Raw genomic sequence first — 21758 nt, forward strand, 5'->3', positions numbered from 1 at the left:
CTCCTTTGAAGGGGTGTTCAGGTCAGGCAGAGGGGTGGACTGCTCGGGCGGTTAGGTTTCGGGGTCTTCGTTCAAGGCCTTGGGTTTCCGGAGCTTGAGCAGCGGGCTGAAGACAATGAGGATGCCGAGGCCGATCAGGACTGCGGAGATGGGGCGGCCGGTGAAGATGCTGAAGTCACCCTGGGAGATTTCGAGGGACTCGCGCAGTGAACGCTCCATGAGCGGGCCGAGGACCAGGGTCAGCACCATGGGTGCCAAGGGGATCTCAAGGTGCCGCAGGGCGAGGCCGAGGAGTCCGAAGCCGATCATCACGAAGACGTCGAAGACGCTGAAGTTGATGGTGTAGGCGCCGATCACCATGAACAGCAGGATGAGCGCTGTCAGGATCGTGGACGGGACGCGCAGGATGGAGACCCACAGTCCCACCAGCGGGACGTTCAGCAGGAGCAGCAGGAGGTTCCCGATGAAGAGGCTGGCGATGATCGCCCAGGCAATCTCGGAGTGTTCCGTGAACAGTGTCGGGCCCGGGGTGAGGCCCTGCTGGAGGAAAGCTCCCATCAAAACAGCGATCGTCGGCGAGGCCGGGATGCCGAGCGTGAACAATGGAATCAGCGCGGCGTTGGCATGGGCGTTGTTGGCTGTTTCAGGGCCGGCGACGCCTTCGATTGCGCCCTTGCCCAGCTGGTTGCGGTGACGGGAGAACTTCTTTTCCGCACCGTACGCCAGCAGGGATGATACGGATCCGGTCATGCCCGGGATGAGGCCCAGTCCGAAGCCGATGCCGGTGCCGCGGGCCATGGCCGGCGCGCTGCGGCGCCACTCATTGCGGGTGGGGAGCAGTGAGCGCAGGTTCGGGGCATGCACGGTGGGGGCGGCAGTGTCCTTGCGGTAGGAAAGGAGTTCCGAGAGTCCGAAGACACCCACGATTACCGCAACGAAGCTGACGCCGTCCAGGAGCCTGTCCATGCCGAAGGTGAACCGCGGGGCACCGGCGACCGGGTCAATGCCGACCATGGCGATCAGCAGGCCGAGGGCGCCTGAAATGACGGCCTTGACCATTGATTTGCCGGCGAGTGCGACCAGGAGGGAGATGCCGACCACCATCAGGGCGAAGAATTCCGGCGGTCCGACGAGCAGACCCAGCTCCCCCAGTGGTTTGGCGGCGGCAACCAGACCAATCGTTGCGATGGTTCCGCCAACAAAGGATCCGACGGCGGCGATGGTCAGCGCAGCCCCGGCCTTTCCGATTTTCGTCATGGCGTAGCCGTCGATGGTGGTGATCGCGGACGCTGCCTCCCCCGGAGTGTTCAGGAGGACGCTGGTGATGGTTCCCCCGTACGCGGTCCCGTAGAAGATGGCACACAGCATGATGATCGCGCCGGTCGCATCGAGGTTCAGGGTGAGCGGTATGAGCAGTGCGACACCGGCGACGGGGCCGATGCCGGGCAGGACCCCGATGATGGTGCCCAACAGGCACCCGAGGAAGGCGAAGAGCAGGTTCTGCCAGGTCATGGCGGCAGCGAAGCCGCCCATAAGTTCGTTGAGGGTATCCACGTCTAGAGTCCGATCGTGTTCAGCACGGGAAAGGCGGAAACTGGCAGCGACACGTTCAGGCCGTAGTAGAAGGCGTAGTACGCCCCGACGCTTCCGGCGAGGGCCGTTATCAGGGAAGAGACCCACGTTCTGCGGCCGCGCAGTTTCAGGTGGTACAGCAGGAACAGGAACATGCTCAGCTGGAAGCCGAGGAGGTCCATCAACGCCGCGAGGATGGTCAGGCTCAGAACGACCGCGATCACCAGTCCCCGGTCAACGCCTTCGGCGGTCTCGCTGGGGCGGCGGAGTTCCTGGCTTAGCCAGAGAACTGACATGGCGGCAAGGACTGCCCCCATGGCAAACGGGAACAAACCCGGACCGGGGCCCAGGGAGGTCCAGAGGCCCAGTTCCACCGAGCTGACCAGGACGTAGACGCCGACGGCGGCAAACGCACCAATGCCCGCCAGCACGGAGGGAGCAACCCGTACCTTGCTCCCGGGTTTCGTCAACAGTGACTCCGTTGTCATCGGTTCCTTCTAACTGTCCGTTTGATTCATTTCATACAGTGAAACTATATTGCGTACAGAGAAATAGTGACACTAGACACAGGTACTGTCAAGCGCAAGGGACTTACATAGAATGAAAGGATGACGACGGCGACCTCCACCCACTCGGGCGGCTCTGCGGAAGACGGCCCGAAGGCCTCAAACATGCGGTCCCTCTCCCGGGCCCTGGAAGTATTCGCAGAACTCCAGCGGGCGGAGCGCCCCCAGCGGCTCAGCGACCTGGCCAGGACGTGCGGCATGAGCCTGCCCACCACCCTGAGGATCCTGCGGGTGCTTCAGGACTTCGGGATGGTCAGCCAGACGGATAAGTCCTACCGGATCGGGCCGGCCGTTCTTCCGGCAGCCCGGAGTTTTCTGGAGAATGATCCCCTTGTTGTCGCCGCCCGCCCCGTCTTGCAGCAGGTGGCATCGCAGACCGGGCTCACGGCATCGCTGTACACACGGCTCGGGTTTGAGCGGATCCTGGTGGCCCGCGTCGACGGCGAGGCCCCCCTGAGGTACGACCTGCCGCTGGGCAAGCGGCTCCCTCTTTCAGCAGGCGCTGCCGGCAAGATCCTTCTCACCTCAGCCTCTGACGACGAACTCCGGCAGGTAGTCGCGGCAGCGATCGCCGCCGGTCAGGAAAAGTCCACGTTCACGCCTGAAATACTCCGCTCCCGGCTGCCCGAGCCGGGCGCTGACTATGCCTACTCCGCCGACGAGCGGGCCACGGGGGTCCTGTCGGTGGCCGTCGCCGTGCCGAACAGGACGGGCCGGCCCAGCGAATCCATTTCCCTCACCAGCCCTGTCGAGGCTGCCAGCGAAGCCACACTGAAGGCCGGCGTGCCGGAGTTGCGGCGTGCTGCGGGGAGGCTTTCTGAGCTGCTCGAAGGTTCCGTTTACTAGCGGGATCCCCCGGCGCCGCCAATCAGGCGTTCGACCGGCTCAGCGGGCGCGGATGCCCCGCCACTGGGCCCGCACCCAGTGAAGCGCCCGCCTCGCGGAGTCCGAGGGCTTGGCCTCGATCAGCAGCTTACGGGTATGGACGTCGAGGAACAGCAGGTAGAACGTGAACAGCAGCGCCGTCACGAAGGCCAGCGACGATGCGTCAATGGGCAGCTCCACGAAGGACCAGACGGAAAGCTGGTCCTGCGCGCCGAACACCACAAAGAACGTGACGCCGACGTAAAGGCTCCGGATCTGCCAGTCGTTGCGGATGCCCGTGACCGCCAGGAACGGCAGGAACCAGAGGATGTACCAGGGCTGGATGATGGGTGAAAGCATCACGACGGCGGTGAATGCCAAGGCCATCCGGCGCACCGCCCGCGAATAATCGCCACGGAACATCAGCAGCAGGACCAGCGCGATGGCCGTCCATTTCATGCCGGTGCGCAGCAGGTCGGCGAACGTTCCGCCGGGCAGTCCCAGCACGTTTCCGAGGAACTCCACCTGCTGCCCCAGGAAGCCTGACGGCGAATAGCCGGTGTAACCCGGCGTCGGGTCCATGATGGCCCACACCCAGCCCATCCCGAGGTTGTACGGCAGCCCGCTGACGGCCAGCACCCCGAAACTGATTCCCGCCGTCGCGCCCCAAATGAGGAACTTGCGGGTCCAGGAGGCGCCCGGCCCGGCCCACATGACCCCGATGAACGGGAGCAGCAGCACGGTGATCGGCTTGATCCCGATGGACGCCGTGACCAGCAGGATGCCCATCAGGTAGCGCTTCGTCGCCGCGAAGTAGACGCCGGCGACGGCGAGGCCCACCACGAGTGCGTCGTTATGGGCGCTGGCGACGAAACTGATCAGGAACAGCGGGTTGGCGACGGCGATCCAGAGTGCGCGGGCACCGTTGATGCCATGGAGTTCGGCCAGCTTGGGCACGTAGATGACGCAGAGGACCACCCCGACGCCGGCGAGCAGGCGGAAAAGCAGGACGGAGACATCCGGTTGTGCTCCAGTCAGGCCCACCACGCCGCGGGCAAGCCACAGGAAGTAGGGTCCGTAGGGCGTCCGGGCTTCTGCCCAGGCAGGATCGGCGCCGAGCGAGAACCAGTTGTTCAGCGTGGAGATGCCCACGTTGTAGGGGTTCTGGCCCTCCATGACCAGGCGGCCCTGGCCGGTATATGCGTAGACGTCCCGGGAGAAAATGGGGACGGCAAGCAGGAGGGGAAGGGACCAGGCGGAGATGGCAATCACCACCGAGCGCAGGGACGGTCCGCTCCAGTCGCCCAGCCTTTGTCCCAAACGCAGCCAGGACCGCATCAGCAGCATGGCCCCTACCGTCAGCAGGACGGTGGACAGCGTGACGCCCCAGCCCTCGGTCCGCAGGGCGATGACCACGGGCTGGCGGATCATGGGTGAGCCGTTGGCGATCCACCCCGTACCGATCGAGCCGACGAACATCATCAGCGCGCCGAGGAACCCCTGCCAGGTGGCGATATAGACCCGGCGTTTGGCCGGCGGAGCGGAGTCAGGCGCAGCAGAGTTCGGGAGTACCGCCGCGGCTGCCGTCTTTTTGGACGGCCCAGGGGAACTCTCCGAAGTGCTCAGGTGTGACCCGCCTGCCGTCATGTTATGTGTGGTCCCCTACTTGCGTTACGGCGCTGGCTGGACCAGCTATAGGCCGCCCTTCAACCACGCCATTTTAGCAGTTGGCTTACGGCATGCCCCAGAATGTTAGGGGCAGCCGCGCCCCCTCATTTCCCGGTGTGACGCCATGCCGCCGCATCCCGGATGAAAACCGAAGCCGCCGCCGCGCACTTCGACAGCACGATTGGACCACGCCATGGCCGCACGAACCGTCCCGGACGCCCGGACCGGCACGCCCCAGCAGCTCCAGTCTGTCCGCGCCACCCTCCGCTCTCCCCGCCGGCTGAAGACCGAGGCGCTGGCGGGCCTTGTGGTGGCGCTGGCCCTGATTCCGGAGGCCATCGCCTTCTCGGTGATCGCCGGCGTCGACCCCCGGATCGGACTGTTCGCCTCCTTCACCATGGCGGTGACCATCTCCTTTGTGGGCGGCCGGCCCGCCATGATCTCCGCGGCGACCGGCGCCGTGGCGCTCGTCATCGCGCCGCTCATGCGAAGCCACGGTCTGGACCACCTCATCGCCGCGGTGGTCCTGGCCGGGGTATTCCAGATCCTGCTGGCGGTCCTCGGCGTCACCCGCCTCATGCGGTTCATCCCGCGCTCGGTGATGGTGGGGTTCGTTAACGCCCTGGCCCTCCTCGTGTTCATGGCCCAGCTCCCCGAGCTGATCGGCGTGCCGTGGATGGTGTACCCGCTCGTGGCGGTGGGCCTGGTCATTGTTGTGGGACTGCCAAGAATTACGACGGCGGTACCCTCACCTTTGGTGGCGATCGTGGTGCTCACCCTGTTTGCCGTGCTTGCAGGCGTCGATGTGCCCACCGTCCAGGACAAGGGACAGCTGCCGGAGAGCCTGCCATCCCTGTTCATCCCCAACGTGCCGCTGACCTGGGAAACGCTCCAGACCATCGCCCCCTTCTCACTGTCCATGGCGCTGGTGGGGCTGCTCGAATCGCTGATGACCGCCAAGCTGGTGGACGACATCATGGACACCCGCTCCAACAAAACCCGCGAGTCCTGGGGCCAAGGCGTGGCGAACATCGTCACCGGCTTCTTCGGCGGAATGGGCGGCTGCGCCGTGATCGGCCAGACCATGATCAACGTCAAGGGCGCCGGAGCCCGGAGCAGGGTGTCCACATTCCTGGCCGGGGTCTTCCTGCTGATCCTCGTAGTGGTGCTCGGGGAGGTGGTGGGCCTCATTCCCATGGCCGCCCTGGTGGCCGTGATGATCTTCGTTTCCGCCATCACGTTCGACTGGCACTCCATCGCTCCCCGGACCCTGCGCCGGATGCCCAAATCCGAGACGGCCGTCATGCTGATCACCGTTGCAGTGGTGTCGGTGACGCACAACCTGGCCATCGGCGTCGGGGCCGGTGTCCTGGCGGCCATGGCCCTGTTCGCCCGGCGGGTGGCGCACTTCGCCACCGTGCAGCGCACCGTCGTCGAACTTAACGGCGAGACCGTGGCCACCTACACCGTGGACGGCGAGCTGTTCTTCGCCTCCTCCAATGACCTCTACACGCAGTTCGAGTACGCCCTGGACGCCGGGCCGGGGATCAGCCGCGTGGTGGTGGACCTGCACGCCTCGCACCTCTGGGACGCCTCCACCATCGCCGTGCTCGACGCCGTCACGGAAAAGTACCGCCGCCAGGGCCGGGAAGTGGAACTGATCGGGCTGAACGAGGCCAGCATCCAGATGCGCGAACGGCTGGCGGGGAAGCTCAACGCGGACGGCTAAGCGGCATTCAGTCGCTGTGCACGGTCCGGTTCCGGCCCTGCGACTTGGCCATATACAGCGCCCGGTCCGCTGAAGCGATGAGATCCTCCACGCCTGAGGTCCCGGCGTCGTACAGGGCGACGCCGTAACTGACGGTGGGCATTTCCAGGGCTCCGGCGGTGGGGACCTGGGCGAGGTGGCGGCTGATCTCACCCGCAATCTTTTCCGCCCGTAACGCGGAGGCGCCCGGCAGCAGGAGGACGAATTCCTCCCCGCCGTACCTGCCCACCAGATCCGTGGACCGGACGGTGTCCAGGCAGGCACCGGCGAAAGACTGCAGGGCGACGTCGCCGGCGGCGTGGCCGTGGGTGTCGTTGACGGCTTTGAAGTGGTCCAGATCCGCAAGGATCAGGGCACCCGTTCCCTGGGTGAACGCCCGGTCGCGGAGCAGTTCCGCGGCCATGTCCAGGAACGCCTTGCGGTTGAGGAGCCCGGTGAGATCGTCCCGGGTGGCCACCATCCGAAGGGTCCGGGTCTGCTGTTCATTGCTGAGGGCCGACATGCTGGAGGACACCACCACCAGCAGGACCATCGTCACCAAAGTGGTTACTGCGGAACCGAAGTACGTGACAAAGGTCGGCCCGTTTTGGCCCTCCAGCAGGAAAGCCACCAGCCGGCCGAAATAGAACACGGACATTCCTGCAGCCGCGGCCGCCAGCGGAACGCGCACCCGCGAATATCCGGGCTCCAGCCGCCACAGTTCACGGCTGGTGAGCCCGATTGTCAGGCACATCGCGCCAAGGAACACCGGACCGCCTGACCAGGTGTTGGTGCCGGGGTTATCGAGTGCGGATGCCACGAGGGTGACGAGTGGAACCCCGGTAAAAAGCCACCGCTGCGGCCGCACTTCCCGGAGCGATCTGGCGCCTGCCCACACGGCCACGCCGCCGTGGACCAGCAGGACGTTGCCCAGCGGATTGGCCCACCACTGGTGGGGTGTTCCATCGAGGAGGAAGGAGGCGGATCCGGCAAGGAAGAACACCAGCGCCAGGCACCACCAGCCACTGTACGGGGAGCGCGTGTAGCGGTAGGACGAAAAATAGAACAGCAAGCCGAGGACCAAAGCCATGATGCCGAAGGCGACCCGCAGCGTAGCTGTATCCAGGACCATTTCCGAAGTTCCCCTGACGACGAAGTGCTGAACGCCCAGTATCGCACCGTTAGTGGCCAGGAGTGCGGATGATCCTTCGCTGCGCGGCCAGGGCGATCGCGGAGGTCCGGTTGTCCACGCCGAGCTTGCCGTAGATGTGCACCAGGTGGGTCTTGACGGTGGCCCCGGAAATGAACAGCCTCCGGGCGATGGCGCGGTTGGTCAGCCCGGTCGCCAGCAGTTCGAGCAGCTGCACTTCGCGGGCGGTCAGGGCTGTTTGCGGGCTGCTGATCCGCGACATCAGCAACGCGGCAACCTTCGGCGCCAGCGCAGTCTCGCCGGCCGCTGCCGACAGCACGGCCTGGCGGATCTGTTCCGGCGGCGCGTCCTTGAGCATGTACCCGCTCGCGCCCGCCTCCACCGCCGCCAGGATGTCCGATTCGGTGTCATACGTGGTCAGGATCAGGACCGGCGGAGGGGAATCCAGCTGCCGGATCGCTGCCGTGGCAGTGATCCCGTCCATTCCGGCGCCCATCTGCAGATCCATCAGCACCACGTCCACGCGCTCCCCCAGGGCCCGGAGCCGGGCAAGCTCGCGCAGCGCGGCGTCGCCGTCAGCGGCTTCGGCCGCCACGCTGAAGTCTTCGAATTCGGTCAGCATGGCGCGCAGCCCGGCGCGGACCACGGGATGGTCGTCAACCAGCAGAATACGCAAGCTCACCATCAGGGCTGCTCCCCCGGACCGGACAACGCATCTCCCGTGAGCCGCAGCCGGATGGCGACGACGGTCCCCTCGCCGGGTGCCGATTCCACCTCCAGTGAGCCGTCCAGTTCGCCCACGCGGTCAGCCAGCGAGCGAAGGCCGAAGCCGCTGCCGTCCGCCCGGCCGGCCACGCCGGAACCCGCCGCTTCCGGCGAAAAGCCCGTGCCGTCGTCGTACACGTCAAGGGTGACCTCGTCACCGAGGAACGCCAGGGTGACGACGGCGGTGCTTGCCTTCGCGTGCTGCCTGACGTTGGCGAGGCTGGCCTGGGCGGCCCGGCGCAGGGTGACGCTGTACTGCGGCGGCAGCTCCGCGGGATGGCCCACCAGCTCGAACCGGCAACGCAGCGCGTCGCCCCGGGCAGCGGCCAGGGTTTCGGTCTCCCCGCAAAGCCGCTGCAGGCTTTCCGCGAGCGAGGACTCCTGCAGCCGCGGTGAGGTGAGCCCGCGGACAAAGCTGCGGGCCTCAGCCAGGTTTCCGGATGCCGTCTGCTGCACCAGCGCCAACCGCTCCGCAGCGGTGGCAGGATCGCCGGCGGCAAGGGACTTCTCCGCGGCCCGCGCCACCAGCAGAATGCTGGACAGGCCCTGCGCCAGGGTGTCGTGGATTTCGCGGGCCAGGCGCTCCCGCTCGGCCACCACACCGGCCTCGTGCTGGGTGCTGGCCAGCTCGGCACGGGTCCGCCGGAGTTCGTCCGCGGCCAGCCGCTGCGCCTCGCCCTCCAGGAACAAAGCCCGGTAAGCGAGGCCGGTGACGACGGCGAACCCTGCACCCAGCAGCGGTCCCAGGACCATGGGCAGGGTGGGCGCCGGCAGTCCGCTGGCCAGCCACTGCGAGGCAATCACGGCCGCGGTCATCACGGTGATGGTGAGCAGGGCAATCCGGCGCGGCAGCACATGCAGGTGCAGGAAGAACAGCGGGAAGGCCAGCCAGGAAAAATCGGAACTGCCCGCCAGGAGCACGGCCCAGAGTGCCGTCACTAGGGTCAGCCACAGGACGGCGTAAGGGTGCGGGTTGAAGCCGGAACGGCCCGCGGCGTACCGCTTCTCCAATACGGTGCCGGCGACATAGGCCACCGCCAGGGCAACGGCGAGCGCCGACCAAACGTAACGTTGGGCTCCCACTGGAGCGCCGCCGTCGGCCGCGCCGTCCCCCAAGGCGCCGTCCCCGAGATGGAGGCGCAGGATGGCCACCAGCAGGAGCACCGCGAACCCCACATGCAGCGTCACCCGCAGGAACCGCAGGATGGCGGCACCCGACGGCGTGGTCTGTGGGTCCGCGGCAAGCATTTCATCAGCTTATGCGCCTCCGGGGAAGGGCGGATCAACCAAAAGGTTGACCGCAGCCTCAGCCCTTCGTCCCGCCAGGCTCATCCAAGTCCCCGATGTGGGCCGGGGCTCCGGAAAGGACAGTGGATAGAGAAGGAATTCCCCCGATCGAAGGAAGTACAACGTGTTTCTCGCAATCCGCGACATCCGGTTCGCCAAAGGACGGTTCGCCCTCATGGGCGGCGTCGTGGCCCTGGTGACGATCCTGCTGGTGCTGCTCTCCGGGCTCACCGCTGGCCTGGGCGACCAGTCCACCTCCGCCATCGGAAAGCTGGGCGCCGGATCCGGTTCCGGCGGCGTCTCCGGTGCCGGGTCCCGGCCGGTGGACAGTATCGTGTTCGGCGCGCCGGGCACCAACGAGCCCACGGCGTCCTTCACCGAAAGTGAAGTGACGGCCGCGCAGGTGGACAGCTGGCAGCATGTCGCGGGGGTGGACCGGGCCGAAGCCCTGGGAATCAGCCAGTCCCGCCTCCAGGGCGGCGACGGCGGTACCACCAACGTGGCGGTGTTCGGCGTGGCCGACGGCGGGCAGCTGGCGCCGGCGCCGGTCCGGGAGGGGTCGGTGGTGATCGGGTCAACCGTGGCGGCAGATCTGTCGCTCGACGTCGGGGACACCGCCACAGTGGGCGGCACCGAACTGACTGTCACCGCCGTCGTGGCCGACCAGTGGTACTCCCACACCGGGGTGGTGTGGACGGCCCTGCCGACGTGGGCCGAGGTGACCCACCTTGCCCCGGCCGGCAGCGCAGCGGGCAACGTTCCGGGCAGCGGCCCGGGCATCCTGCCGGTCGCCACGGTCATCGCGGTTACGTACCAGGAGGGTGCCGTGGTGGACGAGACGGCGGCGAACGCGCAGGCGCGCACGGTAAGCACCAGCCGCACGGGTTCGTTCCAGGCGCTGGGCTCCTACAAGAGTGAGAACGGTTCCCTGATGCTGATGCAGGCGTTCCTCTACGGTATTTCGGCGCTGGTGATCGTTGCCTTCCTGACCGTGTGGACGGTGCAGCGGACCCGGGACATCGCCGTCCTCAAGGCCTTGGGTGCTTCCGGCGGCTACGTGCTGCGCGATGCCATCGCCCAGGCTGCCCTGGTGCTGCTGGCGGGCGCGGGCCTTGGCGGGGCAATCGGCCTGCTCGGTGGATTCGCCGCAGCCCAGGCCGCGCCGTTCCTGATCACGCCGGCCACCACCCTGCTTCCTGTGCTCGGCATTGTGCTTCTGGGGCTGGCCGGTGCCGCACTGGCGGTCCGCCGTGTCACTGCCGTCGATCCGCTGATTGCCCTCGGCGGAAACTAATCCCTCTTCCTCCACTTCGTCCCGAAAGGAACTCCCCCATGTCTGTCACCTCACCCCTTGCTACCTCAACCACCGGCTCAACCCTCAACCACCCGCTGGCCCTCAGCAACGTCACCCTCGAATACCCGGACGGGGGCGGCACCATCAAGGCACTGGACAACGTCAGCCTAAGCGTCGGCGCGGGCCGAATGGTCTCGCTCGTGGGACCGTCGGGCTCGGGCAAATCCAGCCTGCTGGCCGTTGCCGCCACCCTGGTCCGCCCCAGCCGCGGGGACGTGATCATTGACGGGACCAACACCTCCGGCCTGCAGGACAAGGAACTGACCGCACTGCGCAGGGATACGGTGGGCATCATCTTCCAGCAGCCCAACCTCCTGGCGTCCCTGACCGCCGTCGAACAGCTGATGATCGGCGCGCACCTGCGCGGAAACTCCCTGAAGGCCGCGCGTTCCCGGGCTGCCGGGCTCCTGGATCTGGTGGGTCTGGCAGCGTCCGCGGACAAGCGGCCGCACCAGCTATCCGGCGGCCAGCGGCAGCGGGTGAACATCGCCAGGGCACTGATGGGCAGCCCCAAGGTGCTGCTCGTGGATGAGCCGACGGCGGCACTGGACCACGCTCGGAGCGCCTCGATCGTGGGCCTGCTGCGCCGGGTGACTGACGAGTTCCAGGTGGCGACGGTGATGGTCACCCACGACACCGAATTCGTCCCGCTGACCGACGTCGTCGCGGTGATGCGCGACGGCCTGTTGGCCGCACCGGCGTCGGCGGTTGGAATATCTGCCAGTGGCGGTGGCTTGTCGCTCTAGGGACACGGGCAACAAACACCAGGAGGAGCTCCATGACCATCGGCGCAGGTACAACAGTGGGCACGCAGCGCACGGCTCTCGTAGTGGGGGCCACCGGCATCGCCGGATCTGCCCTTGTCGAGAGCCTGACGGCCGAAGGGTGGGCCGTTCTGGCCCTGTCCCGCCGGCCCGGAGCGGAGCGCCCCGGGGTGCGGTGGCTTTCCGCGGACCTGACCTCGGCTGCGTCACTGACCGAAGTGCTCGGGCCGGAGAATCCCTCGCACGTTTTCTTCACGGCCTGGTCCCGGCGTGACACAGAGGAAGAGAACATCGCCGTCAATGCCGGCATGCTGCGCGATCTTCTCGCTGCTCTCCGGGGCAAGGACGTGGCCCACGTTGCCCTGATGACCGGCCTCAAGCACTACCTCGGCCCCTTCGAGGCGTACGCAGCCGGAAAGATGGCCGACACGCCCTTCCACGAGGAGGAACCGCGCCTGCCGGTCCCGAACTTCTACTACGCCCAGGAGGATGAACTCTGGGCGGCGGCCGCAGAACAGGGGTTCACGTGGTCTGTGCACCGTGCGCACACGGTGATCGGGCATGCGGTGGGCAACGCCATGAACATGGGCCTGACGCTCGCCGCCCAGGCAACCCTCTGCAGGGAGAACGGGGAGCCGTTTGTCTTCCCGGGCTCCGAAACGCAGTGGAACGGGCTGACCGATATGACCGAGGCCGGCCTGCTTGCCGAACACATGATCTGGGCATCCACCACGCCGCAGGCCGCCAACGAGGCATTCAACATCGTCAACGGCGACATCTTCCGCTGGCGCTGGATGTGGCCGAAGCTCGCAGCCTGCTTCGGCGTGGAGTGGGAGGGATACGAAGGCCAGCCCCGTCCCCTCGAGCAGTCCATGGCAGGGCGGGAGGACCAGTGGAGGGAGCTTGCCGGGCGCCATAACCTCAGCGAGCCGGACCTGGACCGCGTGGCCTCCTGGTGGCACACGGACAGCGACCTTGGGCGCGGCATCGAGGTGGTGACAGACATGGGCAAGAGCCGGGATGCAGGGTTCACCGGCTACCGGCGGACTCTTGACGCCTTCACCGCGCTCTTCGACCGCTACCGGGCCGAGAACCTCATTCCCTGACCATGGCGCTGCCGGAAGGCACTGGCACCGCCGGGTAGGCGATGTCCGCGAGCGCAACAGCCGGCGGGCGTCCGGCCGTGCTCCGGATTGCCACCGCCCACCCGGTATGCGCGGAGTCCAGCAGGGACTCCATGATCTCCAGCACGTGGTACGCCAGGGCGCCCCCGGCCCGGGGCTCCTCCCCCGGCGGCGTCGCGGCGAGGTCGGCAATGCCGTAGCCGCGTCCGGAGCCGAGGTACCCGGCCGAGACCGGCAGGGTCACCCAGTCGTCGGCGCCGAGCGCGAAGAGCCGGACGTCGCCGTCGAAATGGTTGGGGTCGGGGACTGCGAGTGAACCCTGCTGGCCGTGGACTTCGATGTTTGCGGACGTCGACTGGACCGCGTCGAAACTCATCACGAGAGTGGAAACGGCGCCCGAGGTGTGCATCAGGACGCCGGTCACGTGCGTGTCGATGTCCACGGGTACGGTCTGTCCTTCACGCGGCCCCGAGCCGATGGTCCGCTCGCTGCGGCCGGCGCTGGCGGCGCCGATGACCGAAGTGACCGGGCCGAGCAGGGTGACGAGCGCGCTGATGTAGTACGGGCCCATGTCCAGCAATGGGCCACCGCCGGGCTGGTAGTAGAAGTCCGGATCCGGGTGCCAGCGCTCGTGCCCGGGCGTCAGCATCACCGCGGTCGCAGCAACCGGCGCGCCGATGAGGCCGTCGTCGATCGCTTTGCGCGCGGTCTGGATGCCGGTGCCGAGCACCGTGTCCGGGGCGCAGCCGACGAGAACCCCGGCCTCCCGGGCGGCGTCGAGCACTTCGCGGGCTTCCGCGGTGGTGGCGGCCAGCGGCTTCTCGCCGTACACGTGCTTGCCGGCCGCGATAGCCCGGAGCGCCACGCCGGCGTGCGCGGCGGGGATGGTCAGGTTGAGGACGAGGTCGACGTCGTCAGCGTCCAGGAGCGCGTCCACCGGCACCGCCCGCACGCCCGGGTACGCGTCCGCGACGGCCTGCGCGCGGGCTGGATCGAGGTCCGCCACGGCCACGAGAAGGACATCCTCAAGCCGGCGGAAGCTCTCCAGGTATTGCCCCGCGATCTTCCCGCAGCCAATGATGCCAACTTTTACCGGCTTGCCCACAGCAAACCCCTTTCGATGATGGTGCGGACGTTATTGTCCTCGAGGACATCGGTCTGGTGGCCCGGCGTGCACACGAAAATCCGGCCCTTGCCCCACTGCCGGGTCCAGATCGCCGGGGAGGTGACTTCGCGGTGCCACGGGTCCCACTCCCGGACCGATTGGGTGGTGGTGGCGAGGACGTCGATGTAACTGTCCGTGAGCACCCAGTACTGCTCGGTGACAAGGCCGAAGTCGGGGATGCCGCGGGTGATGGGATGATCGGCGGCAGCCGGGAGCATGGTGACCGTATAAGGAACGTAGTTGTCCGAGCGTTCGCCGGTCCGTTCGTCCGGGTGCTTCCCGGGATGGCAGGCGAACTGGCCACCGATCAGATGCAGGTAATCCGCGCTGTTCCGGTACGAATCGGCGATCCCGCCGTGCCAGCCGGCCAGGCCGGTGCCGTTTTCGACGGCGGTGTGAAGGCCCCGCAGTTCGTCCTTCTCGATGGTGGACATGGTCATGCACTGCATGATGAGGTCCACCCCGGCCAGGTAATCGGCGTCGGCATATATTTTGGGTGATTCCTCAACCCTGACGTCGTAGCCGTGCTCTTTGAGGTGCGGGATGAACAGCTCGGTGGCTTCGACCGGCTGGTGCCCGTCCCAGCCGCCGCGCACCACGAGGGCAGTCTTGGTGGTTTTCATTGGCCTCATTCTTATGGTTTGAAGCGGCGGAACAGCGTTCCCGCGCGGCCGCCTGCCCGGTCTTCCCGGGCAGGCGGCCGCGGAGGGATGGCCCTCCTAGCCGGACGTGCCGTTGAGAACTGACACGTTCGAGTAGGTGACGTTGTGTCCTGTGGCCTGGAGGACGTGGCCGCCCTGCGGCGCGTCGGAAGTGACGGTCAGGTCCCGTACGGTCGAGTTGTCCGCTGCCACCAGCAGGGTGACTCCCTCGCTGTTGGTCAGCACCACGTCCGCGGCCCTTCCTGTTGCCCCCGCCAGGGTGACGTTGCGCCGGTCACCCCAGATGATCGAGGGCTCATGGTAGATGCCGGGCTGCAGCAGGACGGTCACGTGCCCCGGATTGTTCGGTGGTATTGCCCCCACGGCCGCCCGGATGCTGGCGTAGTCACCCGTGCCGTCCAGTGCCACGGTGAGGAGCTTCGCCGGCGCCGGTTCCGTCCCGCCCAACGGACCTCCGAACGCCCGCACCAGAGCCGGGACCGCCCGGGCGGGCGAGAGCTCGTAGGGGTACGCCGCCACGGGATCGAAGGACTGGCCCCGCTCCACGCCGGTGTTGCCGCTGCACGCCTCGAAGACATTGTCCCGGGCCACCAGTTCGCCGCCCGGGCCCTGGTGATGGAGCGGGTTGCGGACGCTCCGGAAGTAGTTGCCCTCCACCACCAGCAGCGCCGCGTTCCGGCCCAGCATCCCGTAGCTGGAAATGTTCTCCAGGTAGTTGTTGTAGACGTGCGAGGCTGCCGTGTTGTCCAGGCTGGCGTTGCGCTGGTGGGTGTTCCGTATCCAGTTGTGGTGCAGCGTCACCCGGGTGACAACATTCTGCGTCCAGCCTTCACCCAGTGCCTTGTTGTGGTCAGCAAAGACGTTCCAGGACAGGGTGACGTTGTCGCAGTCCTTGCGGATGTCCACCAGGCCGTCGCCCAGCCGGGTGAAGTGCATGTGGTCCACCCAGACGTGCGTAGAGGTGTCCATCTGGATGCCGTCCCTGTCGTTGTCCGGCCGCTTCCCAACAAAGTCGCCCGGGATGTAGGAGTCCCTGACGGTGAAGTTGCGGAAGACCACATTGGAGACATTGATGAGCTTGAAGCCGGCGTTCACCACCGCGGCTCCTTCGCCGGCCCCAAGGAAGGACTTGTTGGCTGTGACAGTCAGTTTCTCGTACTGCGCGAACACCAGTTCGCCCTCGATGATCACCACCAGCGGCTCCGGGCTCTTGGCGAAAGCCCGGAGCTGGTCAGGCGTGGCGGCGCGGACCACCAGGCCGCCTGCCCCGCCGGTGGTGCCCGCGCGGCCGTGGGCTGCCACGCCGGCAAACCCTTCCGGCCCGTCCGTCCACGCCGTGCCGCCGAGCGCGCGGCCCACCGGCAGGCCGGCCTCCGCAAAGTCGTCGGAGCCGACGGCGGCATCCAGTCCCGCTGGACCCGCCGCCTTCGCTGCCGGGCCGAGCAGGCCCGACGCAGCTACAGCGCCCGCTGTCAGGCCGGCTGCCAGGAGGCTTCGCCGTCGGACGTTGACCGAAGGTACCTGCGCCATCTCAGCCACGTCCTTTCGGGGTCCAGTCACCGAGGAAGGCTTCCTTCGTGAACGTGAGAGCATCCGCGGGCGAGAGCTGGGGATGGAATTCATTGACGTACGCGCCGGGTCCGGTGTTGTTGAATTCGGCGAACCGTCCCTCGGTCCAGGCGTGGCCGCTCATGTCGGCCCAGCCCTGCACGGCGATGTGGTTGCCCAGGACGGAGTCCCGGATCACTGCCATCGGGTGCGCGGCCGGGTCACTGCTGGCAAACCATGGACGGCCCAGGCTGACTGTGCCGGGAGCGGCGTCGGAAGTGAGGGTGCTGTTCACGATCAGGATGCCGTACGGGTTCGAGTTCTTGGTGCTCGGGGCCACGATGTAGCCGTTGTTGGTTGCGCTGGCACGGTCAAGGGAGTGGATGGTGCAGCCGTCCAGCACTGCCGTGCCGCGGCCGTAGATGAAGTCCACGTCACCCTCGATGTAGCAGTTCTTGAGGTAGGTGCGTGCTGTGGCGTCGCGGCCGGTGGTGTCCGCGAGGTACGTGTCCTGGTTCCCCAGGAAGCGGGTGCCGTCGAACGTCACTTTGTCCGCCACGGTCCGAACGGCGAGCGCCTGGCTTCCGCCGTTGGCGGCTTCGTCATAGGAGTTCTCTACGGTGAGGTTCCGCACCGTAGTGCCCTCGGCGAGGACGTTGAGGGTGGCGCTGCCGCCGGCACCCCAGGTGCCGCCAAAGAATTTCATGCCGTTGGCCGGGAGGTCGTAGGTGATGACGACGTCGGCCGGGTTGGCTGTGGCGCCCTGGATGGTGAGGTTGGGGCGGTCCGCCCAGATGTTGACGGATTCCCGGTAAGTGCCGGGTTTGACCGTGATGGTGCGAGGGAGGGTGCTGCCGCTGGGCACCGAACCGATGGCGGCCTGGAGGCTGCCGAAATCGCCCGTGCCGTCCAGGGCAACGGTGACTTCCGTGGTGTTGTTCGGCGCGCTGCTCCCGCGGGGCCCGGCGCCGGCGGCCACAAGCTCCGGGACCCGGGCGGCGTCGTCCTTTTGGTAGGCGTAGTACTGGGTGGGATCGAAGGCCGCGCCCACGTTGTCCTTCCGGCCGCGGGTGCCGTTGAAGATGTTGTCCCGGTTCACCACCTCGGTGGCGGGATCCTTGGCCACTACCGGATCCTGGACGGCGGTGAAGGTGTTGCCCTCGAGGACCACCTTGGCGGCGTTGCGGCCCATCATTCCGTACTGGCCGATGTCCTGCAGGTAGTTGTTGTAGACGTGGGCAGCCGCGGTGTTGTCGAGGCTGAAGTTGCGCTGGGTGGTGTTGCGGATCCAGTTGTGGTGGATGGTCATCCGGGTCACCGCGTTCGCGGACCAGCCGACGCCGAGGGCCTTGTTGTTGTCTGCGAAGACGTTCCACGAGTAGGTGACGAGGTCTGAGTCCTTGCGGGTGTCGATCAGGCCGTCGCCCATCCGCTGGAACTTCATGTGGTCAACCCAGACGTGGTGGGTGGTGTCCAGCTGGATGCCATCGCGGTCATTCTCCGGGCTCTTGCCGTCCCAGTCCCCGGGGATGTAGGAATCCCTGACGGTAAAGTTCCGGAAGATGACGTTGGAGACGCTGATGAGTTTGAAGCCGGCGTTCACCACCTCCGCATCCGTTCCCACCCCGATGAAGCTCTTGTTGGCCGCCACCGGGATCTTGATGTAGTCAGCAGCGGTGAGGGTGCCGCGGATGAAGATGATTAGAGGTTCGGTTGCCGCCGCATAGTCCTTGAGTTCCTGGATGGTGGCGGCCGTGACGATCCTGCCTGCCTGGCCGCCGGTGGTTCCGGTCAGGCCGTAGCCGGGAAGGGAAGCGAACCCGTCCGGCGTCTCCTTCCACATGGCCTCGGGGGTACCTTGAACGTCCGTACCGGCTTTGACGGTTTGGGTATCGGCAGGGACCGCATGCGCGGCCGGGATCGCCGTGAGGCTCCCCAGCATCACGACGGCGGTGGCCGCGCCGAGTAGGCGTCGCAAACTCATGCAAAACTCCTTTGTTTTGTGTCCGGGCAGCCTCCAGCCAGGACGTGTTCATTGAAGGGTGTTCAGTCAGCGATGCGTACGGAGAAGTGCGGGGCGGAACTACTTGAGTCCGGTGGTGGCGATGCCGTTGATGAGGTACTTCTGGCCGGCGATGAAGAAGCCGATGATGGGGGCGATGGACACCACTGACATGGCGAACATGGGGCCCCACATGCTCTGGCCTTCCGAGTCCATAAACGCCCTGAGTGCAAGGGGAACCGTGTAGAGGTCCTGATTCTGGATGTAGAGCAGCGGTCCGAAGAACTCGTTCCAGGTTGAGATGAACGTGAAGATCGCGGTGGTGGCCATGGCCGGGATGCAGAGGGGCATGATCACCCGGAGGAAGGTGCGGAACGGTCCGCAGCCGTCGATCTGGGCGGCGTCGTCCAGTTCCTTGGGGAGCGCCTTCATGAACTGGACCATCAGGAAGATGAAGAACGCGTTGGTGGCCATGAAGTTCGGCACGATCAGCGGCAGGTAGGTATCGAGCCAGCCCAGCTGGGAGAAGATGATGTACTGCGGCACCAGGAGCACGTGGCCGGGCAGCATCAGGGTGCCCAGCATCAGGGCGAAGAAGAGCTTCCGGCCGGTGAACTCCATCCGGGCGAACGCGTAGGCGGCCAGGGCGCAGGAGAAGATGTTGCCGATGATCGAGAAGACGACGACGATCAGGGAGTTGATCAGGTAGACGTGGAACGGCTGGTTCAGCGCATTCCAGCCCTGTTCGTAGTTGCTGAAATCCCAGTTCTCCGGCCACAGGCCGAGCTGGCGGAAGATGTCGTTACTGGGCTTGAAGGAGCTGGAGATCAGCCACAGCAGCGGGTACAGCATGACCAGGCCCACCAGGCACAGGATCAGGTGGCGGGAGAAGCGGGTTCCCGGCGTGCCGGTCAGCGCATCTTCCGGAGCTTCTTCCTTTTTTTGCTTGTTCTTGACGGGTAGTTCGAGGAGAGCCATAGCGGTTGCCTTAATTGTCGTAGAAGACCCAGAACTTGGAAGCGATGAAGTTGATGGCCGTGAAAATCGCAATAATCATCAGCAGCAGCCATGCCATCGCGGAGGCGTAACCCATCTCGAATTCGGTGAAGCCCTTCTGGTACAGGTACAGGTTGTAGAACAGCGTTGAATCCGCCGGGCCGCCTGTGCCGCCGCTCATCACGTAGCCCTGGGTGAAGGTCTGGAAGGACCCGATGAGCTGCATGATGAGGTTGAAGAAGATGATGGGGCTGATCAGCGGCAACGTGATGGCGCGGAACTGCCGCCACTTCGAAGCGCCGTCAATGGAGGCGGCCTCGTAGTACATGGTTGGGACCTGCCGCAGGCCGGCCAGGAAGATCACCATGGGCGAGCCGAACGTCCACACGTTCAGGACGATCAGGGTGCTCAAGGCAAACTCGGGGTCGGTGACCCAGGCCGGTCCCTGGATGCCGAACCAGCCCAGGAATCCGTTGACGATTCCGTCGTTGCCGAAGATGTAGCGCCACAGCATCACGATCGCCACGCTGCCACCCAGCAGGGACGGCAGGTAGTACACGGACCGGTAGATCGAGAGGCCGCTGAGTCCGCGGTTCAGGACCAGTGCCACCAGCAGCGCGATGGCCAGCGAGATCGGCACAGAGACGAAGGTGTAGATGAACGTGACCTTCAGGGACTGCAGGAGCCGGGGGTCCTCGAACATGGCCTGGAAGTTGGCCAGCCCCACGAAGTTCGGCTCGGTGAAGAGGTTGTAGTCCGTGAAGGCCAGGTACAGCGAGGCGAAGAACGGGATGATCGTAAAGAGCATGCCGAGGAACCACGGCAACAGGAAGAGGTAGCCCGAGCGCTGGTTGGTGCGCCGGGAGGGGCCCCGCTTCGGTTTGCCCCGCCCCGGCGCTGCGAGGGTGGCGGCAGCGCCGGAGGCCTGCTTGGTCAGCACTGACATGGTGTCAGGCTCCTATCTGCTTGGCTGGGTGTCTGAGCGCGGGGCGGCTACTTGTTGATGGCGGCATTGCTCTTCTCGAGGAAGGTCTTTGCTGCGTCTGCCGGGGTGATGCGGCCAAATTCGACTTCGGTGCCGAGCTGCTTGAGGGTGTCCGCAACCACGCTGGCGCCCTTGGGGTAGACATAGGCGGGCGGCAGGTCGTCCTTCTGGATGTCAGCCACCATCTCAACGAACTTGGTGTCATCCGGCCCCAGCTTGGACAGGATGGCCTCGGTCACGTCCGGGTTGATGGGCACACCGCGCTGGGTCAGGGTCTGGGCGGCGCCATCGACGTCGTTGATCAGGAAGTTCAGCAGCTTGGCGGCTTCCTTGGGGTGCTTCGACTTTGCGGCAACGGACCAGAGCATGCTGGGATCCGCGGAATAACCGCGGCGCTTTTCAGTGGTCTCACCGGGCATCCGCAGCAGGACCAGGTTCCCGCCGGAGGCCTCGTTGTAGCCCTTGAAGTTGTTGATGGGAATGATCTGGGAGGCGACAGTTCCCTTGGCGAGGTAGGACTGCGCGGGCGAACCGCCGATCTGCTCGAAGAATCCGGCGGGCGGGTAGCCGCCGGCCTGGCGCAGGTCCACGCTGTACTGGAACCATTCGCGGATGGTTTCCTCGCTCACGCCGAGCTTGTTGTCCTTGGTGTAGAAGTCCTCGCCGCGCTGCCGGGCGAACAGGATGGGGCCCGTTTCGGTGGCGACGTCATACCCGGCACCGTAGATTTTTCCGCCGGTCTTCTGCGACACCTCGGTGGCGAACTTGGCGTAGTCCTCCCAGCTCCAGGTCTTGTCATCCGGGATGGTGACGCCGGCCTGGTCCGTGATGGTCTTGTTCACCACCATGCCGATGAGGTTGACGCCGGTGGCCAGGCCGTACAGTTTGCCGTCCACCTCGCCGCGGCTCTGGATGGTTCCGGGAATCTTGGCCAGATCGATCTCCGGCAGTGTCTTCAGGTCTGCAAGTGTGCCGCGCTGGGCGTATTCCAGCAGGGTCCGGTTGGCCATGTTCAGCACGTCGGGGGGATTGCCGCCGGCGAACCGGGTTGCCAGCTTGTCCGCGTAGGGACCGCTGTCCTGGTATTCGCTCTTGACCGTAATCCCCGGGTTCTTCTCCTCGAAGATCTTGATGGCGGCGTCGGTCATCTTGGCGCGGTTGGAATCACCCCAGTAGACGAAGTTCAGTTCCACGTTGCCGCCTGCCGAAGGCGTGGATGCTCCGCCGCAGCCGCTCAGGGCAAGGCCAGCCGCGGTGATCGCTGCTCCCAGGATGATTCTGCGCGGGATGCGGGTGTTCGCTGTCTTCTTCATCGAATGACGCCTCTCTAGGGATGTCCGGGCTGCCTCCTGGCGGCTTAAAGAGCGCCTCGGAGGCAGGAAAGTTTCTGAAGCAAACCACTAACTTCACTCCACGGTGTGAGATCTGCTTGCAGCTATCAGAAAAAGTGAGTAAACGATTTCTAGCAACAAACCACTGTGACTGTCAACACAATTTTTTGAAGGCAATCAGCAAAACTAGCACAGAAACTTTCTGTAC

General features: G+C 65.9%; 18 protein-coding genes. 5 read left to right on the forward strand and 13 right to left on the reverse strand.

Going from position 1 to position 21758, the window contains the following annotated elements; translation table 11 throughout:
- Nucleotides 1-51 precede the first annotated feature (51 nt).
- Nucleotides 52-1554: a tripartite tricarboxylate transporter permease gene (locus ABIA70_RS16860; RefSeq protein WP_354148731.1), complete on the reverse strand. Its 1503-nt coding sequence runs from the start codon at nt 1552-1554 to the stop codon at nt 52-54.
- A 2-nt stretch (nt 1555-1556) separates the two neighbouring features.
- Nucleotides 1557-2060: a tripartite tricarboxylate transporter TctB family protein gene (locus ABIA70_RS16865; RefSeq protein ID WP_354148732.1), complete on the reverse strand. Its 504-nt coding sequence runs from the start codon at nt 2058-2060 to the stop codon at nt 1557-1559.
- 120 nt (nt 2061-2180) lie between these two features.
- On the opposite strand from ABIA70_RS16865, the gene ABIA70_RS16870 reads away from it, so the two are divergent.
- Nucleotides 2181-2984, forward strand: a complete 804-nt coding sequence (locus ABIA70_RS16870; protein ID WP_502917226.1) for an IclR family transcriptional regulator — start codon at nt 2181-2183, stop codon at nt 2982-2984.
- A gap of 39 nt (nt 2985-3023) precedes the next feature.
- On the opposite strand, the gene mptB is transcribed toward ABIA70_RS16870, so the two are convergent.
- Nucleotides 3024-4649 carry a polyprenol phosphomannose-dependent alpha 1,6 mannosyltransferase MptB gene (mptB, locus tag ABIA70_RS16875; protein ID WP_354148733.1) on the reverse strand — a complete coding sequence of 542 codons (1626 nt, stop codon included), beginning with the start codon at nt 4647-4649 and terminating at the stop codon, nt 3024-3026.
- 214 nt (nt 4650-4863) lie between these two features.
- Here mptB and ABIA70_RS16880 point away from each other — a divergent pair, with 214 nt between their 5' ends.
- A complete protein-coding gene (locus tag ABIA70_RS16880) occupies nt 4864-6399 on the forward strand; it encodes a SulP family inorganic anion transporter (RefSeq protein ID WP_354148734.1) in 1536 nt (511 codons plus the stop codon).
- 7 nt (nt 6400-6406) lie between these two features.
- On the opposite strand, the gene ABIA70_RS16885 is transcribed toward ABIA70_RS16880, so the two are convergent.
- Genes ABIA70_RS16885 through ABIA70_RS16895 form a run of 3 tightly spaced genes read right to left on the reverse strand, consistent with a single transcriptional unit; the run spans nt 6407 to nt 9580 of the window.
- Nucleotides 6407-7549 carry a GGDEF domain-containing protein gene (locus tag ABIA70_RS16885; RefSeq protein ID WP_354148735.1) on the reverse strand — a complete coding sequence of 381 codons (1143 nt, stop codon included), beginning with the start codon at nt 7547-7549 and terminating at the stop codon, nt 6407-6409.
- 49 nt (nt 7550-7598) lie between these two features.
- A complete protein-coding gene (locus ABIA70_RS16890) occupies nt 7599-8252 on the reverse strand; it encodes a response regulator (RefSeq protein WP_354148736.1) in 654 nt (217 codons plus the stop codon).
- A complete protein-coding gene (locus tag ABIA70_RS16895; RefSeq protein ID WP_354148737.1) occupies nt 8252-9580 on the reverse strand; it encodes a sensor histidine kinase in 1329 nt (442 codons plus the stop codon). Before ABIA70_RS16895 ends, ABIA70_RS16890 begins: the two co-directional genes overlap by 1 nt.
- Before the next feature lie 163 nt (nt 9581-9743).
- On the opposite strand from ABIA70_RS16895, the gene ABIA70_RS16900 reads away from it, so the two are divergent.
- Genes ABIA70_RS16900 through ABIA70_RS16910 form a run of 3 tightly spaced genes read left to right on the forward strand, consistent with a single transcriptional unit; the run spans nt 9744 to nt 12843 of the window.
- Entirely contained in the window at nt 9744-10913 is a 1170-nt protein-coding gene (locus tag ABIA70_RS16900; protein WP_354148738.1) for an FtsX-like permease family protein, read from the forward strand.
- 38 nt (nt 10914-10951) lie between these two features.
- On the forward strand, nt 10952-11719 hold the full coding sequence (locus tag ABIA70_RS16905; protein WP_354148739.1) for an ABC transporter ATP-binding protein: 768 nt from the start codon (nt 10952-10954) through the stop codon (nt 11717-11719).
- Nucleotides 11720-11751: 32 nt separating this feature from the next.
- A complete protein-coding gene (locus ABIA70_RS16910; RefSeq protein ID WP_354148740.1) occupies nt 11752-12843 on the forward strand; it encodes an SDR family oxidoreductase in 1092 nt (363 codons plus the stop codon).
- On the opposite strand, the gene ABIA70_RS16915 is transcribed toward ABIA70_RS16910, so the two are convergent.
- From ABIA70_RS16915 to ABIA70_RS16945, 7 genes are all read right to left on the reverse strand, one after another.
- A complete protein-coding gene (locus tag ABIA70_RS16915; protein ID WP_354148741.1) occupies nt 12833-13966 on the reverse strand; it encodes a Gfo/Idh/MocA family protein in 1134 nt (377 codons plus the stop codon). The genes ABIA70_RS16910 and ABIA70_RS16915 overlap by 11 nt on opposite strands.
- Nucleotides 13951-14649 carry a ThuA domain-containing protein gene (locus ABIA70_RS16920; RefSeq protein ID WP_354148742.1) on the reverse strand — a complete coding sequence of 233 codons (699 nt, stop codon included), beginning with the start codon at nt 14647-14649 and terminating at the stop codon, nt 13951-13953. The genes ABIA70_RS16915 and ABIA70_RS16920 overlap by 16 nt, the downstream gene beginning before the upstream one ends.
- Before the next feature lie 96 nt (nt 14650-14745).
- On the reverse strand, nt 14746-16248 hold the full coding sequence (locus ABIA70_RS16925) for a pectate lyase family protein (protein ID WP_354148743.1): 1503 nt from the start codon (nt 16246-16248) through the stop codon (nt 14746-14748).
- The gene (locus ABIA70_RS16930) at nt 16220-18220 is read right to left on the reverse strand and encodes a pectinesterase family protein (RefSeq protein WP_354148744.1); all 2001 of its coding nucleotides are present in this window, start codon (nt 18218-18220) and stop codon (nt 16220-16222) included. Before ABIA70_RS16930 ends, ABIA70_RS16925 begins: the two co-directional genes overlap by 29 nt.
- A gap of 99 nt (nt 18221-18319) precedes the next feature.
- Nucleotides 18320-19216, reverse strand: a complete 897-nt coding sequence (locus tag ABIA70_RS16935; protein ID WP_131684218.1) for a carbohydrate ABC transporter permease — start codon at nt 19214-19216, stop codon at nt 18320-18322.
- A 10-nt stretch (nt 19217-19226) separates the two neighbouring features.
- On the reverse strand, nt 19227-20180 hold the full coding sequence (locus tag ABIA70_RS16940; protein WP_131684217.1) for a carbohydrate ABC transporter permease: 954 nt from the start codon (nt 20178-20180) through the stop codon (nt 19227-19229).
- 47 nt (nt 20181-20227) lie between these two features.
- A complete protein-coding gene (locus tag ABIA70_RS16945; protein ID WP_354148745.1) occupies nt 20228-21532 on the reverse strand; it encodes an ABC transporter substrate-binding protein in 1305 nt (434 codons plus the stop codon).
- Between the last annotated feature and the right edge of the window lie 226 nt (nt 21533-21758).

It is taken from the genome of Arthrobacter sp. 754 (genome assembly GCF_040548695.1).
Classification (GTDB): domain Bacteria; phylum Actinomycetota; class Actinomycetes; order Actinomycetales; family Micrococcaceae; genus Arthrobacter.

What these genes read in the sequence shown, in the direction of transcription:
- ABIA70_RS16880 (WP_354148734.1), top strand. Translation starts at nt 4,864, where the DNA reads ATGGCCGCACGAACCGTCCCGGACGCCCGGACCGGCACGCCCCAGCAG.
- ABIA70_RS16930 (WP_354148744.1), bottom strand. Translation starts at nt 18,220, where the DNA reads ATGAGTTTGCGACGCCTACTCGGCGCGGCCACCGCCGTCGTGATGCTG.
- ABIA70_RS16940 (WP_131684217.1), bottom strand. Translation starts at nt 20,180, where the DNA reads ATGTCAGTGCTGACCAAGCAGGCCTCCGGCGCTGCCGCCACCCTCGCA.
- ABIA70_RS16935 (WP_131684218.1), bottom strand. Translation starts at nt 19,216, where the DNA reads ATGGCTCTCCTCGAACTACCCGTCAAGAACAAGCAAAAAAAGGAAGAA.
- ABIA70_RS16870 (WP_502917226.1), top strand. Translation starts at nt 2,181, where the DNA reads ATGACGACGGCGACCTCCACCCACTCGGGCGGCTCTGCGGAAGACGGC.
- ABIA70_RS16865 (WP_354148732.1), bottom strand. Translation starts at nt 2,060, where the DNA reads ATGACAACGGAGTCACTGTTGACGAAACCCGGGAGCAAGGTACGGGTT.
- ABIA70_RS16945 (WP_354148745.1), bottom strand. Translation starts at nt 21,532, where the DNA reads ATGAAGAAGACAGCGAACACCCGCATCCCGCGCAGAATCATCCTGGGA.
- ABIA70_RS16895 (WP_354148737.1), bottom strand. Translation starts at nt 9,580, where the DNA reads ATGCTTGCCGCGGACCCACAGACCACGCCGTCGGGTGCCGCCATCCTG.
- ABIA70_RS16890 (WP_354148736.1), bottom strand. Translation starts at nt 8,252, where the DNA reads ATGGTGAGCTTGCGTATTCTGCTGGTTGACGACCATCCCGTGGTCCGC.
- mptB (WP_354148733.1), bottom strand. Translation starts at nt 4,649, where the DNA reads ATGACGGCAGGCGGGTCACACCTGAGCACTTCGGAGAGTTCCCCTGGG.
- ABIA70_RS16885 (WP_354148735.1), bottom strand. Translation starts at nt 7,549, where the DNA reads ATGGTCCTGGATACAGCTACGCTGCGGGTCGCCTTCGGCATCATGGCT.
- ABIA70_RS16905 (WP_354148739.1), top strand. Translation starts at nt 10,952, where the DNA reads ATGTCTGTCACCTCACCCCTTGCTACCTCAACCACCGGCTCAACCCTC.
- ABIA70_RS16910 (WP_354148740.1), top strand. Translation starts at nt 11,752, where the DNA reads ATGACCATCGGCGCAGGTACAACAGTGGGCACGCAGCGCACGGCTCTC.
- ABIA70_RS16920 (WP_354148742.1), bottom strand. Translation starts at nt 14,649, where the DNA reads ATGAAAACCACCAAGACTGCCCTCGTGGTGCGCGGCGGCTGGGACGGG.